This is a genomic window from Flavobacterium tructae, from assembly GCF_002217475.1.
In the GTDB taxonomy this organism is placed as follows: Bacteria; Bacteroidota; Bacteroidia; order Flavobacteriales; family Flavobacteriaceae; genus Flavobacterium; species Flavobacterium tructae.
Genome location: NZ_MUHH01000023.1, coordinates 1 through 16614, shown reverse-complemented (window position 1 = coordinate 16614; position 16614 = coordinate 1). Strand labels below are relative to the sequence as shown.

The 16614-nt window shown below is 36.5% G+C and carries 12 protein-coding genes and 1 tRNA gene; 3 read left to right on the top strand and 10 right to left on the bottom strand.

Annotated features, from left to right (window positions below; translation table 11 throughout):
- Positions 1-67: 67 nt before the first annotated feature.
- From B0A80_RS10700 to map, 3 genes are all read right to left on the bottom strand, one after another.
- Complete coding sequence (locus B0A80_RS10700; RefSeq protein WP_089077282.1) at positions 68-841, bottom strand: class I SAM-dependent methyltransferase; 774 nt, start codon at positions 839-841, stop codon at positions 68-70.
- A gap of 39 nt (positions 842-880) precedes the next feature.
- Positions 881-1285 (bottom strand): GxxExxY protein, encoded by a 405-nt coding sequence (locus tag B0A80_RS10695; RefSeq protein WP_089077281.1) that lies wholly within the window; start codon positions 1283-1285, stop codon positions 881-883.
- A gap of 73 nt (positions 1286-1358) precedes the next feature.
- The gene (map, locus tag B0A80_RS10690; RefSeq protein WP_089077280.1) at positions 1359-2177 is read right to left on the bottom strand and encodes a type I methionyl aminopeptidase; all 819 of its coding nucleotides are present in this window, start codon (positions 2175-2177) and stop codon (positions 1359-1361) included.
- A gap of 250 nt (positions 2178-2427) precedes the next feature.
- On the opposite strand from map, the gene B0A80_RS10685 reads away from it, so the two are divergent.
- Positions 2428-3681, top strand: a complete 1254-nt coding sequence (locus B0A80_RS10685; RefSeq protein ID WP_089077279.1) for a DUF445 domain-containing protein — start codon at positions 2428-2430, stop codon at positions 3679-3681.
- A 241-nt stretch (positions 3682-3922) separates the two neighbouring features.
- On the opposite strand, the gene B0A80_RS10680 is transcribed toward B0A80_RS10685, so the two are convergent.
- From B0A80_RS10680 to B0A80_RS10655, 6 genes are all read right to left on the bottom strand, one after another.
- Positions 3923-5311 (bottom strand): TolC family protein, encoded by a 1389-nt coding sequence (locus B0A80_RS10680; RefSeq protein WP_233430736.1) that lies wholly within the window; start codon positions 5309-5311, stop codon positions 3923-3925.
- Positions 5311-6657, bottom strand: a complete 1347-nt coding sequence (locus B0A80_RS10675) for an HlyD family secretion protein (RefSeq protein WP_070908695.1) — start codon at positions 6655-6657, stop codon at positions 5311-5313. Before B0A80_RS10675 ends, B0A80_RS10680 begins: the two co-directional genes overlap by 1 nt.
- A 3-nt stretch (positions 6658-6660) precedes the next feature.
- On the bottom strand, positions 6661-8328 hold the full coding sequence (locus B0A80_RS10670; RefSeq protein WP_017497805.1) for a peptidase domain-containing ABC transporter: 1668 nt from the start codon (positions 8326-8328) through the stop codon (positions 6661-6663).
- A gap of 16 nt (positions 8329-8344) precedes the next feature.
- Entirely contained in the window at positions 8345-9016 is a 672-nt protein-coding gene (locus B0A80_RS10665; RefSeq protein ID WP_026110125.1) for a TetR/AcrR family transcriptional regulator, read from the bottom strand.
- A 201-nt stretch (positions 9017-9217) separates the two neighbouring features.
- Positions 9218-10735 (bottom strand): 2,3-bisphosphoglycerate-independent phosphoglycerate mutase, encoded by a 1518-nt coding sequence (gene gpmI, locus B0A80_RS10660; protein ID WP_089077278.1) that lies wholly within the window; start codon positions 10733-10735, stop codon positions 9218-9220.
- Between the two features lie 139 nt (positions 10736-10874).
- Entirely contained in the window at positions 10875-13301 is a 2427-nt protein-coding gene (locus B0A80_RS10655) for a DUF5916 domain-containing protein (protein WP_089077277.1), read from the bottom strand.
- Between the two features lie 317 nt (positions 13302-13618).
- Here B0A80_RS10655 and B0A80_RS10650 point away from each other — a divergent pair, with 317 nt between their 5' ends.
- Positions 13619-14341 carry a murein L,D-transpeptidase catalytic domain family protein gene (locus B0A80_RS10650; RefSeq protein WP_089077276.1) on the top strand — a complete coding sequence of 241 codons (723 nt, stop codon included), beginning with the start codon at positions 13619-13621 and terminating at the stop codon, positions 14339-14341.
- On the opposite strand, the gene B0A80_RS10645 is transcribed toward B0A80_RS10650, so the two are convergent.
- A complete protein-coding gene (locus B0A80_RS10645) occupies positions 14330-15913 on the bottom strand; it encodes a L,D-transpeptidase family protein (protein ID WP_089077275.1) in 1584 nt (527 codons plus the stop codon). The genes B0A80_RS10650 and B0A80_RS10645 overlap by 12 nt on opposite strands.
- A 567-nt stretch (positions 15914-16480) precedes the next feature.
- Between B0A80_RS10645 and B0A80_RS10640 the strand changes: the two genes are divergently transcribed.
- Positions 16481-16553, top strand: a tRNA-Gly gene (locus B0A80_RS10640).
- Positions 16554-16614 lie beyond the last annotated feature (61 nt).

The following is a 16614-nucleotide window of genomic DNA, read 5'->3' as shown; positions in this document are numbered from 1 at the left end:
TTTTCAAAATATCAATAATTTGAAAACTCTTTTTAAATGAACTTGTATCACTTATATGGTGAAAGAATTAGTTTTCCTGTTTGAAGCAAAGCGGGATGATTTCGCCTTTTGCCAGACAATATTTTTCTACCAGTTCCGGAGCAATTTTATGAGTATAGTCTTCTTCGATTACGATAAAACCAATGCTTCTTAACTTGTCAAAATAATCACGGCCATAAATGCGCACGTGGTCGTACTGACCAAATATTCTGGCACGTTCTTTTTGATCGGTGATGGTATCGTCAGCAAAAGTAACCGCTCTGGATAAGTCCTGCGGGATTTGAAGAATCGCCATTCCGCCTGGTTTTAAAACACGAAATAATTCACGCATCGCTTTTGTGTCATCCGGAATATGCTCTAAAACGTGGTTGCATAAAATAACATCATATTCATTGTCTTTAAAAGGCAAATTACAAATGTCTGCTTTTACATCTGCCAAAGGCGAGAACAAATCGGTTGTCGTGTAATCCAAATTTTTCTGCTTGCGGAATCTTTTGTAAAAAGCTTGTTCCGGAGCAAAGTGCAATACTTTTTTAGGTGCTGTAAAAAAATCAGTCTGATCGTTTAAATACAACCACAGTAACCGATGTCTCTCTAATGAAAGTGTACTTGGTGAAAGCACATTGTTACGTTGTTTCCCATATCCATAAGGTAAAAAACTTCTAAAACTTTTCCCGTCAATCGGATCAGTATATTTGCTTCCTCTTAATGATAAAGCTAAAACAGGACGCGCCACATAACTTAAACGAATTAATATTGGACGGGGTATTGTATTAAGTACGAGTTTAAAAAGTTTCTTCATGAGTAGTTTCACAGAGTTTCACAAAGGAGGCGCAAAGCTTCACAAAGTGTTTATAAATCTTTTGATGTTGTTTTTTAAAATTTTTGAATGAAAATTAATAAGAAGGCCTAATGGATAATTGCCAAGTTTTAAATAGGTTAAGATTTGAGCAACATGTACATCTGTAAAAGCTTCAACAGTTTTTAATTCAATTACAATTTTATTTTCAATTAATAAATCAATTCTATAGCCATGATCCAGCTGTATATCTTTATAGATTATGGGCAGTGCTTTTTGCTTTTCAACAATCAAACCGGAATTTACAATTTCATAGTACAAACATTCCTGATAAGCTGATTCCAATAAACCAGGTCCAAGCTGTTTGTGAACTTCAATAGCAAGTCCGATTATTTTGTAGCTAATTGCATCTAATTTTTCGCGAGATTCTGTGTTTTCTTCATACATCTTCCAAAGGCTTATAATAAATGAATTTTGTGAATTTTGGCGTATATCTTTGTGAATCTCTGCGGAATAACTGTTACAGAATCAACGGCACTTTTCGGAATTCATCTTCCTCATTGCTTTCAATTCCAAGCGCTTTATAGATGTATTGAAAAGTCGATAAGATTTCTGGTTTACCATCCACTAAAGCGACATCATGTTCGAAATGAGCACTTGCTTTTCCGTCTGCGGTAGTAATGGTCCAGCCGTCTTTGTGTTGTTTGATGTTTCGGGTTCCAAGATTGATCATAGGCTCGATCGCTACAACCATTCCTTCCACAAACAGTTTTCCGCGACCGCGTTTTCCGTAGTTTGGCATTTCAGGTTCTTCGTGCATTTTCTGCCCTAGACCGTGTCCTACCAACTCGCGAACTACTCCGTATCCGTGAGCTTCTGTATATTTTTGGATCGCATTTCCAACATCTTCCACGCGATTTCCGGCTTTAAATTCTCTGATTCCTACGTAAAGAGATTCTTTCGTTACTTTCAAAAGTTTTTTAACTTCGGGAGCAACTTCTCCAATTTCGAAACTATAGGCGTGATCACCGTGATATCCATTTTTGAATGCACCGCAATCTACCGAAATAACGTCACCGTTTTTCAAAGGTGTATTGTTCGGAATTCCGTGTACAACCTGAGAGTTTGGACTCATACAAAGTGAATTCGGGAAATCATACAGACCTAAGAAGCTTGGAACTGCACCGTGATCACGGATAAATTCCTCAGCCAGTTTGTCCAAATATAATGTAGTTACTCCTTCTTTAATTTCAGAAGCAATCATTCCCAATGTTTTAGATACGATCAAAGCACTTTCGCGCATTAATTCGATTTCTTCACGTGATTTTACAATAATCATAATTTCGGATTTTCAGTTCGCAAAAGTACAAATTTTAATATTATCTTTTTATTTAAAAATTTTTCGCAACGAATTCACGAATTAAAAGGAATGACAGGCGTTTGAAAATTGTCCACGAATTCACGAATCAATATTTATGCGTAAAGTTTGCTAATAGAAATTTGTGAATTCGTGGCGAACTGATAATTAATGAAGAGTTATTGGTTCACAGAAAAAACGTAAATTAGTAATCATTGAAATGAATTAAATTATGGAGACGTCTATAGATCATGAAAACATAGTAAAGAAGAAAGCCCTGAAAAGGATGAAAAATAATGCATTGGGACTCTTAGGTATCGCAGTGCTTTTGTTTGTAATAGCGGTTTATTTTAAGATTCCGATGCTTCAGGCTTTTAGTGAAGCAGCGATGGTGGGCGGTATCGCGGACTGGTTTGCAGTGGTGGCATTGTTCCGTCATCCGTTAGGAATTCCGATTTGGCACACGGCCATTATTCCGACTAAGAAAAATGAAATTGGTGAAAATTTAGGGAATTTTGTTTCGGAAGAATTTCTGAATCGGGAGAAACTGGAAATAAAACTCGAAGAATTTAATTTTGCTACGAAAGCGGCTGATTGGCTTTCGCAGGAGGAGAATGCCAATAAAATTGCCAGTGTTGTGGCTTTAAATATTATTCCGGGAGTTTTAAAAACGATAAAAGATGAAGATATCAAACGATTTATTCAAACTCAGTTCAAAGAAAAACTGGAAGCAATCAATTTTGGCGATTGGGTAGCGCTGGCGTTAGAGCCTTTGCAGAAAGGAAATGTGAAAGAGGAACTGCTGACCAACGTGCTGAATGTGATGAGTACAGAGCTTGCTAATAATAAAGATCTGATTCGGAAAAAAGTGAAAGCATCGACTCCGTTTTTAAGTTTTGGTTTGGCAGATAAAAGTATTACAGAGGGAGTTTTTAATGGGCTTGCTGATTTTTTAAACGAAGCCAAACATCCCGGAAGTGCCATCAGGATTAAGATAGACGAGTATGTGTATAATTTTCTGGACAAAGTAAAGCATTCAGAAGAAATGCGGGAGAAGATTAATACTGTGATATTGGGTTTTGCCGGAAAAAAAGAGGTTCAGGATTATGTCAACGGAATTTGGGATGAAATAAAAAGATCGATTTCAGCTGATTTGGAAAAGGGTGAAGAATCGTCAATTAAGAAAAATATTTCGGGTTTGATTGAGGGGTTCGGAAACGGATTAAAAGAAGATACTGTTATGATCGACAAGATCAATAATTTCATCAAGAACGATTTGCTTTCGATGCTGCTAAACAATAAAAAAGTAATTGGAGATTTGATTTCGTCTACTGTGAAAAGCTGGGATGGGAAGGAGGTTTCGGAAAAATTAGAACTGGAGATCGGAAAAGATCTGCAGTACATCCGAATCAACGGAACTTTGGTAGGAGGTCTCATTGGACTAGTAATTTATGCCGTCGAATGGACGTATCATTATTTGGTCTAATCCATCAGTAAAAAATGATTTAACACATAGAAGGATTATGCGTTAAAAAACGTGAAATGTCTTTTTTAGGAGTATCGGGCCTATGAGTCTAGATAATAGCCACAGATTAGGGGATTAAAAAGATTATGAAATCTGCAAGATCTGCGTGCAAAAAGATTTAACACATAGAGACATAGATTGAATGCACAAAAAAGAACGCAAAAAGAAATATGTTTCTATGTGTTAAAGTAGATTTTAAACTTTAATCCGGATTGGCCATGATTTTGAACAACTCTGAATTTGAGATGTAAAATCGGTTGTCCAGAGCAATTGCGGCTAGTTTTGCGCTAACCAGATTGTTTTCGCGTGTATTGATCAGAAATAATGAGCTTTCTCCGAAAGAGAACAATCGTTCTTCTGAGGTTAACATCGCGGCATTATTTTCTACTAAATTTTTTACCAGTTTCTTTTGTCTGATCAGCGAATTGATTTCTACTTTCTGTGCACTTATTTTATTGGTCAGCTGTGTTCGTTCCAGAGCAAGAGCAAATTCATTTTCCTGAAGTTTGTATTTGGCCAGTTTCAGACTTCCACGTTCTTTTCGAAGAAACAAAGGGAAGTAAAATTCTAAGCCAACTTTGTAATCGTCAAATTTATAATTGTCAATATATCTCGGATCAGATAAATAAGAATACCCAACGTTTATTTTAGGTAGCAGCATGTTTTGCTTCAGGTCTTTTTCAACCTTGAGTAGGTCTATTTTATTTTGCAGTGCATTCAATTTCGGATGTGTTTCTAAATTGGTATCGCCTTGTAGTAGATCGTTTGTTTTCAGCGTTTCTTGTAAAGTCGATTCAAGCGCTGTTTCCGGCACTAGCTCGTCTGAAATTTCCAATGGGATATTATTCTCCAGCCACATATAATTCGATAATTCGAGTTTGGCTTTGGTTAATTTTAATTTAGAATCTTCCAGGCTTAAGGCTCTGTTTCTTACGATAATTCCGGCTTCAATACTGTCTATTGCCGGCTTGTCGCCTTGTTCGATGAGCGATTTGATTCCTTTCAGACGAATTTCAGCATTGCTGTTGTACATTTCATAAAGCTTCATTTCCTCGAAGTTTTTCTTCCAGTTGAAATAAGCCAGTGATGCATCATACAAAATGCCAACCGCCTGAAGTTTTCTTTCAGCCTGACTTAGTTTGATCTGAATTTTAGCTTTTCGCACATCTGCCATTCTTTGGTTGATGAACAATCCCTGTCCAATTGGAACACTGATCCCAAAAGAAGTTAATCCCTGATTGGGAGTAGTATTTTCAGGATTCAGGTACACTCCTTCGTTATTGTCGAATCCCGCTTTCAGTTCAATTCCGTACCAGGTCGGGATCTTAAAACTGCTGTTTAGAATCGAATAATATTCTTTGTCTTTAAATTTTTTCTGACTGAAATCAACTTCAATTTTTGGGTCAAAACCACCACGTGCCATCATCAGATTGGCTTGTGCTTTGCTGACTTCCAAATTGGCATTTTTAACCAATGGATGGTATTTTTTTACATACCCCAAAAACTCATTGTAGGTGAGTTCTTTTGAGAAGGGCTGCTGGCCAAAAACGGTACAGCCCAGAAAAAGAAAAGCGATAAGTATTGGTTTCATTATTTTTTTTCTTTAGTTACTTTTTGGGTACTTTTATAATAATTAGGAGGGAATCCGTTTAGGGTTCTCCAGATTTCAAACCAAATTGGCACCGTGTCTAATAGGGCAATAGTTTGAGCGCCTGATCCAATACTTAATTGTTTTGGCCATTTCGTCTCATCCGGGTCCGGAGCAATTAAGATTCTGTATTTACCATTCTCACTGATGAAGTTTTCTATGGCTACCACTGTTCCTCCGAAAGTTCCGTAAGACATGTCCGGCCATCCTGAAAACACAATGGTAGGCCATCCGTCAAACCAAACACGTACTTTTTCTCCTTTTCTGATCAAAGGGAGGTCAATTGGGCTGATATAGGTTTCTACTGCGATATCATAATGAGAAGGCATTATCGTTACAATTGGTGTACCTTCTTTAATCGTTTCACCTAAACCTGCCTGCAAAGCGCGGTTGATGTAACCGTCCTGTACCGCTCTGATGTAGTACATGCCATTACGCAAGCTGTAATTGGCATATTGATTCTCCAGTTTGCTCACTTGTGCTTCTGTATCAAATTTATTACTCAGGGTGGTAAATTGGTCACTTCTGGCTTTGGCTACTTTCTCACCGTACTCCGCCGTAATTCTGTTAATCTCTACTCTGGCATTGATGTATTCATTTTTGCTGGTGAGGTATTTGTTTTCCTGCGTGATGATTTTAGCATCTACATCTTGCAGTTTCAGACGTTTTTCTTCGACATCGGTAAGTGGTTTCAAACCTTCTTTGTTTAATTGCACCGAACGATTGTACTGTGTATTGGCAATTCGCAATTGCGTTTTTACCGCTACAAGATCAATACTGTCACTTTTTATTTTTAAAAGCGATTGTTTGACTTTATTTCTGGCTTGCTCCAGTTTTAGCTTTCTTTCGTTTTCGATGGCCTGAATCTGACCGGAAAGCGTGGTTACTTTTTCGCCATAAGATTCTAAGGAATTTTTCTTGGCATCGACCTGATTTTTGGTGTTTTCAACCAAATTAGGATCCATATAATCTTCCTTGATCTCAGAAATAAACAGAATCGTGTCTCCTTTTTTAACAAAGTCACCTTCCTGCACGTACCATTTTTCAATACGTCCTGAAATCACACTCTGAATCGATTGTGGTCTTTGGTTGGGTTTTAAAGTGGTTACCGCTCCCGAACCCGAAATATTCTGAGTCCACGGCAATAAAAGTGCAATAATTCCCAGAATGGAAGATGCAATTATAATTCGGTTTAAAATTTTATAATGTGGCCTGTTGCTTAGGTTTCTTACAGTCTCATAGCGATCAAGCGGCTGTAATTTTGTTTTATTGTCAGAGATATTTAACATGGCTTATTGTTTTTTTTGATCCAGTATAATTTGACCGTTTTGCATTGTAATTTTTCGCGTCGATTTGGTTTTCCAATATGGATTTTTGGAAGAAACGATAATCGTCCATTTGTTCTTATCCGAAGTAATAAAATCTATGATTTCATTCGCCACTTTTTCGTCCATGGTGTCTGTTGGATCTTCGTAAAAGAGTACTTTTGGCTTGTGGATAATACTTCTGGCCAACAGGATTTTTTGAGCATTAGAAGATGATAACTGTTTTCCTTCCGGGTGAATATGAGTATTCAGACCTTTAGGCAATAATTTAATCAGTGGACTAAGCTGAACTCCGTCCAGTGCCCATTTCAAATCTTCGGTACTGATCATTGGATCATTAAAAGTAATGTTCTCTAAAATAGTGCCCTCAAATGGTGTTTCGTTGTGAATGATGCTGCCAATTTGTGAGCGGTATTGTTTCAGATTTATTTTTCTGAAAGTATCGTCGTTGATGTAAAAAGCTCCCGAACTTTGTCTTAATAAGCCTGATAGCAATCGAATAAGCGTTGTTTTTCCTGATCCGTTTTCACCTTCAATAACAATTTTTTCACCCTGATCGATTTTTAACGTAATGGAATCTAGGGCATTGGTTGGAGAATCCGGGAATTTGAATTTTAAATTTTCTGTTTCTAAAGAGATGCTGTTGTAGCAGTGATCGTTTAGAGAATCAGACTCAGAGTTTTCCTCTAAAGCTAAGTCCGTTACCTGTCCGATTTTTTCAACAGAAGTTAAAACATCATAGAAGCTTTCAAGTCCCAGAATGATTTTTTCTACCGATGTAATCACAAGTAAAATGATAATCTCAGCAGCAACAAACTGCCCGATGTTCATTTCCTGACTTAGTACCAGATACCCTCCGATAGACAATAAACTGGCGGTAATAATAACTTTGAAAATAATCAATTGGGTAAATTGTTTTTTGATTACGCTAAAGTGTTTTTCTCTGTAATTCAGGTAACCCGCTACGATCGAATTGTTTTTTTGAAGCGCAAAGTCATAATTCAGTTCATTACGGAAACTAAAGTTATTACGGGCCATTTCCTGTAACCATCCCGCCACTTTGTATTTGAATTTGGATTCTTTTAAACTTGTTTCTAAACCTGATTTGTATGAAAATTTAAAAATAAAGTACAAAAGAAGGAACAGTAAAAGTCCGAACACAATAAAATAGGGATGATATAAGGACAACAGAATAATTCCGAAAGTAATCTGCAGTAATGCTGCAGAAAAATCGGTTAATAATTTTGAAGTTCCTTTTTGAATCGTTAACGTATCAAAAAATCGGTTTGTTAGTTCCGGTGGGTAAGTGCCATACAATTCTTCTGATTTTATTTTAGGCAGACGGGCTGCAAATTCAAAAGAAGCACGAACAAATATTTTCTGCTGTAAATTCTCTGTGATACGCAGCTGCATAAACGAAAGCACTCCAACAAGAGCCACACCGCCCACTACAAGTATAATAAGTACAATCCAGGAAACACTAACTCTTCCGGATTGTATAAAAGTAATGATGGCCTGAATTCCCAGTGGAAGCGATAAACTGACTAACCCGGCAAAAATGGCATAGAAAAAAATTTGGTAAATGTCTTTTTTGTCCAGTTCAAGTAAATGGTAAAATCTTTTTAAAGGAGTCATACTGTTTTTGTTATAATTAGCGCAAAACGTTTTCTGCAAGGTTTAGGTAAAATTGAGTTGTCGTAACCGTCTCATTACAATCTGTAATTGTTTTCAAATGATCCGTTAGAAAATGCTGATGTAAACTTCCTTCAACAATGGTTGAAACCAGTGATTTGGCGTAAGGATAATCGGGATTTACTTCTTTTACAATCTCAACAATTCGATTAATCATTCTTTTGTAAATTAAGAAAAAGCCTTCTTTGTTTTCCTGATCCACTTCTTTGGTATGAAGTGTTTTGGTGAACTCAGCAATTATAATCTTATTTAAAATAGACTCATTAATATGATCTGTATAAATATCGTCAGATATTTTTTCGGTTACAATCGTAATGGCTTTTTTAAGCTTTTCTTTTTTATCGGTGATGTTAGTGGTATTAAAAACTAATTTATACTCGATCCAGCTCCAGTACCAGGATGACAGGTATACCAGCAGTTTGTGTTTGTTCTCAAAATAACGATAAATCGAACTTTCGTTTGAGCCTATTTTTTCACCTAACTTTTTAAATGTAAAATTATCAAAACCAATATCGTCAATTAGAAGAATACTCTGCTCAATTATTTTTTTTCCCAACGCAGATGTTTCCGGATCTTTTACATAGATCTTTTCGTTGATCTGCATTTTTATATTTGATAGTATAATTTGCATGAAAAAACATTTTTTTTGCAAAGATAATAGTAAAGCTATTAATTAAGAAATTTTAACTATTATTTATGTTTGTTTTTTTTGTCTCGGTCCCGTTTTAAAATAGGAAACCCGACAGGTTTAAAAAAAACTGTCGGGTTTATTTATTTTGAGGATTTAGTACTATCGCGATTCAGACTGAAAACTGTGACTAAAAACTAAATACTACAATAACGAATGGCAAGTCATCGCATTTGGCTGAGGCACGCCCATTAATTCCAGAATTGTAGGAGCGATGTCACCCAGAACACCATCCTGAATATTTTTCAACTCTTTATCTACTAAAATAATCGGCACCGGATTGGTTGTGTGCGCTGTATTTGGGCTTCCGTCAGGGTTAATCATCGTTTCGCAATTTCCGTGATCGGCAATAACAATTGTGGTGTAATTGTTGGCAAGAGCCGCTTCGATTACTTCTTTTACGCAGGCATCTACTGCTTCACAGGCTTTAATTGCAGCACTCATGATTCCGGTATGCCCCACCATGTCACCATTGGCAAAATTAAGACAGACAAAATCTACTTCGCCTTTGTTTAATTCAGGAACTAAAGCGTCTTTTAATTCATAGGCACTCATTTCCGGCTGTAAATCGTAAGTAGCAACTTTTGGAGAGTTTCTTAAAATACGTGATTCTCCTTCAAATGGAGTTTCTCTTCCTCCCGAAAAGAAAAAGGTCACGTGTGGATATTTCTCTGTTTCGGCAATACGAATTTGTTTTTTACCTGCTTTTTCTAAAACCTCACCCAGAGTTTCAGTAATATTATCTTTGTTGTAAACGACTTTTACGTTTTGGTACGTTTCGTCGTAATTGGTAAGCGTTACATAATACAAGTTTAATTTGTGCATGTTCTGCTCGTGGAAGTCTTGCTGCGAAAGCGCTTCTGTAAGTTCACGGCCTCTGTCGGTTCTGAAGTTGAAAAAGATAACTACATCATCCTCAGTGATGGTTGCCAATGGTTTTTCCTGCTCGTCAACCATTACGATTGGAGCGATAAACTCATCGGTTACATCGTGTGCATAACTGTCAAGAATGCTTGAAACCGCATTTTTAGACGGAGTTCCGATACCGTTTACTACTAAATCATAAGCAAGTTTTACACGCTCCCATCGTTTGTCACGATCCATTGCATAATAACGCCCAACGATTGAAGCAATTTTTACAGGAGTATTTTTGATGTGCTCTTCTAAATCCTGAATGTATTTTGCTCCCGATTTAGGGTCAACATCACGACCGTCTGTAAACGCATGAACAAAAACATTATCAAGTCCGTATTCCTGAGAAGCATCGATTAATCCGCGTAAGTGCGAAGTATGAGAGTGAACACCTCCGTCGGAAACTAATCCTAAAAAGTGAACTTTTTTATTGTTTTCTTTAGCATAAGTAAAAGCATCAATAAGGACTTGTTCTTTGGCAAGTGTTTGATGTGCTACGGCTAAGTTTATTTTGGCTAAATCCTGATATACAATTCGTCCGGCACCAAGGTTCATATGACCCACTTCACTGTTTCCCATCTGACCTTCAGGCAAACCAACGTTTAATCCGTCAGTACGAAGCTGAGCGCTTGGGTAATTTTTGTAAAGGCTGTTTATAAAAGGAACATTTGCATTGTCTATTGCAGATACTTTAGGGTCAGGAGATTTTCCCCAACCGTCTAAAATCATAAGGATTACTTTCTTGTTCATTAGTTTTCGTTTTTTACAAAGATAATTCATTTCTAAAGTCGACAAAAAAGCGCGGTGACAATTATGTTTAATAAAATGAAGCGTAGTAAAAAATACTAATTTGGTTGCAGAACCCTAAAAATTTTAAAATTAATTCACGCTAGGCTCTTCTTCGGATCTTATTTTTGACCCCATTATAGTCTATAAAATATTTCACACTTACTGAAAAGATATGTTTTAAAGCCTGATTGTTCAGTAAATCGGTGATGTTGTGTTTAAAGTCTTTGTTGATAATGCGTTCAAAATTAACACCATTATTGCGATATAAAACCGAAAGCTGACTGCCCGGAGCAAACCACCAGGAATACGATAAATCAGTGTTCCAGGAATAAAAGCTTGAGTTTTTATTTTTAGTGTATTGTGGATATGGCGTTAAAGTTCCATTTTGCTGAAGTTCAAGAATGTCTTTATTTTCGGCATAAGACCAATATTGTCTTACAGCCAGATTAAGTGTCATCGCACTGTTTATGGCATATTTTCCGTTTAAAGTGTTCGAATAAGTAATAACATTTCGATTCGCAAAAACGATTGTTTCAGGAGTGTTGTCATTATCATCATCGTCAAAATCGTCAATATAACCTTTGTTGTTGTTTCTTCGCAGGAAACTAAAAGCATAGGTTAGTAAAAGTTTATCGCTAAAACGGTATCGAGGTCCAGCATCAACACCATAGGCCATTCTTCCTGCTTCGTCCGCAAAGATTATAAATGGATTTAAGTCCAAAGCAAATTTCTTGTTGTAATTAGTCGAAACGCTTCCCCAGATTTCTATTTTTCTAGGAATGATAACATAGCGGTTTTCGGCTCTTGGTTCGTAATAATCATGTGAATTTAAAGGGAAAAGATCAATCCCGGCACCGTAAAAATTGTTTTTCAGGGTAGAGAGATTGACTTCTGTGCTAATTCGGTTGTCCTGTACTTTACCGGATTCTTTATTGAATTCGGTATACATATCATAGTCAACCCTGAAAGTATTAAAGAGTTTTGTAGGGTTTAGGATGCGGTAGTTACCATTTCCGTAAAGATTGTAATAATTGGTGTAAAAATTAATTCCCATATCATTGGGGTTAAAACCTTTAGAAACAAAATCGGAGCCAATACTATAGCGATAATTTCCGCTGGTTTCGGCAAAACGAATGGTACTGAAAACACCATTTTTGTCTTCAGTATCGTTAATCAAACTGTATTTTACATTACCGGATAAGCTGTACGTGTTGGCTTTCGTTCTTAAGTCCCAGGCCAGTGCCGTTACGTTGGCATCCCTGTAATGCCCATTTCGGGTAACGTTTGTATTGATAAGAGTCACGGAAGAATTTTTGCGAAAGCGCTGATCTAAAATCAATACATTATAATTGGTTAGAGGTTCAGCAACCACACGTCTTGTTTCGCCTGAAAGAGTGTCTTTTATCGTGGCAAACGTTTTTTCGGTAACAGCATTTAAAATCCCGATTCCTAATCCTTTTTGGGTTCTTCCTGAAATTTTTAAAGCGTTGATGAGGTTCACATTCTGAACTTCTTCAATTATTTTTTCATTGTCATTTAAAGCGATGTCTATAGAAGGTTTGCCGCCAATTCTTCTCGAATAAAACAAACCTCCCTTATTGAACAAATCAGTTCCTTCTGTAAAAAAAGCCCTGTTTTCGTTGAATTGCTGTTCAAACGGACCTAAATTCAAAATCTGATCGTCGTATTTCGTTTGCCCAAAATCAGGAATCAGAATCGCGTCAAGAGTAAAAGCATCGTTAATACCGTACTTAATATCCATACCGCCTTTCAGTGTTCCATATGTTTTTTGACCGTCTGAAGCATTTAAATAATAAGAGGCGTAAGGCATAAAAAACAATCGGGTAGGAGGTTTTATATTGACGATTCCCTCCAGATTACCATTTTGCTGTGTGAATGTTCCAATTTTGGTGTCGATTAAATTCCAGGTATATTTTTTGCGTTCCCGTCTGATCTCTCTGAAAAAATTAATGCCCCAGGTTTGTTTGTCTGCGGCTGAAAAACGTAAGGCGGCATAGGGAATTTTGATTTCAACGGCCCATCCTTTGTCATTCAGCACCGCTTTGCTGAGCCATACGGCATCCCAGGAATAATCTTCGCCATTGGCATCTGTCATGATGCAGTCGCCCTGTACATCTGCTGCCGATACAAAAAACTGAAAATTTTGCTGGCCATCGTTAAAGCCATTGATAAAAACACCAAACATATCGGAAGTTCCGAAATTATCACGCTGCGAAATTTCTTTTAAAATTTTGGAAGGATCATCGTGAAGTGTTGCGGCTATATAGATTGCATCATTATTGTATAAAACCCTTACTTCAGTTTTTTGATTGTCAGGAATAGGTTTGCCGTTATCAGGCTGATACATTACAAAATCTGTAGCCGGAGAAACATTTTTCCAGGCAGGTTCGTCCAGTTTTCCATCAATTAAAATATTTTCGGTAGTCAGTTCAGCCTGCAGTGTTTTCTTTTGGGCATGACACCAAAAAGTAAAAAAGAGAAAGCTGATAAAAACTAATTTTTTCATAGTATTTTAAAAAATAGAAGAATGGATAATGCGCTTTGGTTAACAGACCCTGTTTTTTTTCAAATGTTACAGTTTTAATTGAAATAAATGATTTTTCTGTGTTTTTTGCAAGAAAAGTACGAAAAATCAATTTTTTATTCATCCTTGAGTAAACCTCCTACAAAAATATTTGTTTTTTGAACCAAATACTAATTTGTTAAGCTGATTCTGTTAAAGTTTCACCAAAAAAGGGCTGATTTACAGCCTTATATTTTGCCAGGTATATTTTTTTTATACTTTTGCCAAACCCAAACCTCTGTTTAACCTAAAGAAATTCAATGATTTACAAGATTTATCCATTACTGGTGTTTTTGCTGTTATCTTTTGGTAAAGATTCAAACAACACCTCCGAAGTTAAAAAAGCAGCTGTAAAAACTATTGCTAAAATAGAAACGCTTACAGTTGATTCGAAAATTGAGAGTATTTACAATACCTTAAATCCCAATCATTTTTCACTACCTGAGCTTAGAACTTTCTCTGAAGCCTTAAAAGGGTTTTACTTGTTGAAAGAAAGAGGCGTAATCCAAAAAGACATCCTGACACTTATCGATTTTAGCCTGTCGTCAAACACCAAACGTTTGTGGGTAATTGACTTGGCTACCAATACTGTTTTATTTAATTCTTTAGTAGCTCATGGTAGAAATACCGGAGAAGAATTTGCATCTAATTTTTCAAATGCCAATTCCTCTTTCAAAAGCAGTCTGGGATTTTATGCTACAGGCGAAGTATATAAAGGTAAACATGGTGTTTCTTTACGCTTAGACGGACTGGAGAACGGAGTGAATGACAATGCACGCGAACGTGGAGTTGTCATGCATGGAGCTGATTATGTTTCAGAATCGTTTATCAGAAACAACAAACGATTAGGAAGAAGTCAGGGATGTCCGGCAATTCCAATGGGATTAACTAATGAAATTATCGAGATCATAAAAGACAAATCGCTTTTGTATATCTACCATCCATCCAGAAGTTTCGCGATGGAAGAGAGGCTAATTTCTTAATTTAGCATACAAATCCGAATCCAGATTATAAATATCAGCTCTGAAAATGAGCTGATTTTTTTTGCTCCATGCTGTCCAGTACCATTGGTATAAGGCGTATTTTTTTGTGATTCGAATGCTGGTCGTTTTTTTGGAAGCGATGATGGTGTCAATTTTATCTTTAGACCAATTTGTTGAATCTCCTAAAATATGTTCAGCCAGTTCCAGCGGATTTTCTACACGCACACATCCCGAACTTAAGGAACGGTTGTTTCTTCCGAAATTATTTCGATGGTTCGTATCGTGCAGGTAAACACTATGATTGTTTGGAAATAAAATTTTCATTAATCCCAAAGCGTTATTGTAACCCGGACTTTGTACATAACGGTAATTCCCTGGTTTATTTTCGTTCCAGGCAGCAGGGGAGACTTCCTTTCCGGCGGTATCATAAATAGTAATATTTTTATTCGCCAGATAATTTCGATTGCGTTTCATTGCCGGAACCACATCTTCCTTTAAAATAGTTGGCGGTACAGTCCAGGTTGGGTTAAAAACCACCGTTCTTAATTTTGAAGTAATGATTGGAGTTTTTCTCTTACTTGTTCCTACGACAACATTACGGACCAGGGTTGTATCCTGACTTTCGACAACGTTTAATTTGTAATCAGGGATGTTGATAATAAAGTAGTCTTCGGCCAAATCCGTAGTATACCATCTCCAGCGTTCTAAGTTGGCGATAATTTGATGTTTTCTTTTCTCTTTTGAATAGTTTAGGGCACTTATCGTTCCAGCTCCAATAACACCATCAGCAGCTAAGCCATGTCTTTCCTGAAATTTTTTAACCGATTCGAAAGTTTTGTGGTCATAAATAGAAGTAAGACTGTCCTTTCCGGTCATGTCTTTCCAGAACAAGAGCCTTTTTTTGATATTGATCAAAGCGGTGTTAGTGTCATTTAAGGTGATTTTGGTAGCCGATTCAATAGGTTGGATATCGTCATCCGGAAAAGTATTGATGATTTCCAGTGCTTTTAAAAGTTGTTTGTAAGGAGATGCCTTCGATTGAATGCCGTCTACAATGCTGTCCAGTTTGTTTTTGTTGAATGCTTTTATCAGGACATTGTTTACGTCAAATGTTTTTTCTTCCAGATCCCAATCAGTGTATAGTTTTTTAGGGTCCAGTTTTCCTTTGTAAAGATGGTTGAGGTATTTTTCAAAATTATAAGTCAGTAAAACATCGTAGGTTGCCAGATCAGAATCACTTAACGAACTAATTTTACTTTCGAATTTTTGTAGTTTCGAAGCTTTGTAATCCTCGGGATCCAGACCCAATTGTTCGGCATCGGCCAATTGCGACAAAACATAGGTTCTTTTTTTCAGATTTCCCCAAACGGTCATGTTTTCTGATGAGTTGTAGAACAGCTTGAGTGTTTCACTTTTAAAGGTACCAATCAGAGCGGTATCAATTGAAACCTTTCTTTCGTCAGTAAGTATAATAGCCGGGGCGGCTTTTTTTACCACGGGAATAGCTTTTGGTGCTTCTTTTTTGCAGCTAATGAATAAACATATTATAAATAAAAAGTAAAAATTCTTCATTCAATATTCTTTTAAATATAAAACAATACACGCTACAGTTTTTAATCCGAACTAAATTACCCGGGGATGGAAGTTTGTTCTTTTCGTAAACGTACAATAGCGTTTTGATGTTAAATCAAATTGGCTTCATCGGCGTTGCAGTAGGTTTACGACGTTTGATTGCAGCCTTTTCAGATTCTTTACTCTTTTGAAGCTTTTCTGCAAAGATTTTCCGGACTTAAATTTGATTTTCTCGGCAAATATAGGTCTGATTTTCTCAAATAATGAAATAATTCTTATTAATTTTTCATTATTAAAATAAGACCGGTTAAGTTGGCCGTTTTCTAAACTTTTCCTTCAAAGATACAACTTTCGGCTGATTTTTCCTTTCGAAGCCGGCATTGATAATCGGAATAAATTTCTTTTGCTGTAGTTTCTTTTATACGAACTCCATTTTATGAGAAATAATTGATTTTATAACTTTTTAATTTTAAATAAGTTATCGTTAAATGTGATTTTTTATTGAATTTTTTTGCCAAAAAGCTTAGATTTAACTGAATTTATGCCTTATCTTTGCACCGCAGTAATGCGAAAGTAGCTCAGTTGGTAGAGCTCCAGCCTTCCAAGCTGGTTGTCGCGAGTTCGAGCCTCGTCTTTCGCTCTAAAAAACCGAGATTTAATCGTTTCGGTTTTTTTAACAAAAATAAAAAATTATTGAGTTT